General features: G+C 50.2%; 1 rRNA gene. It reads right to left on the reverse strand.

The annotated features are described in order from the left end of the window. A 23S ribosomal RNA gene (locus CHH48_RS19135) occupies nucleotides 1-518 on the reverse strand; the annotation flags it as partial.

Below are 518 nucleotides of genomic sequence, written 5' to 3' on the forward strand. Positions count from 1 at the left end.
ACCCATTAACGGGCTTCGACTACTTGTAGGCACACGGTTTCAGGATCTATTTCACTCCCCTTCCGGGGTGCTTTTCACCTTTCCCTCACGGTACTGGTTCACTATCGGTCACTAGGGAGTATTTAGCCTTGGGAGATGGTCCTCCCGGATTCCGACGGAATTTCACGTGTTCCGCCGTACTCAGGATACACTCCGGAGGAAACCACATTTCAAGTACAGGGCTCTTACCTTCTATGGCGGGCCATTCCAAGCCGCTTCGTCTATATGGTTTCTTTGTAACTCCAAAGGAGTGTCCTACAACCCCAGAAGGCAAGCCTTCTGGTTTGGGCTAATTCCGTTTCGCTCGCCGCTACTCAGGAAATCGCATTTGCTTTCTCTTCCTCCGGGTAATGAGATGTTTCAGTTCCCCGGGTCTGCCTCGTATTACCTATGTATTCAGTAATACGTACTATCCAATAACGGATAGCGGGTTCCCCCATTCGGAAATCTTCGGATCAAAGCTTACTTACAGCTCCCCG

The sequence above is a fragment of the Terribacillus saccharophilus genome, from assembly GCF_002272075.1.
GTDB classification, from domain to species: domain Bacteria; phylum Bacillota; class Bacilli; order Bacillales; family Amphibacillaceae; genus Terribacillus; species Terribacillus saccharophilus_A.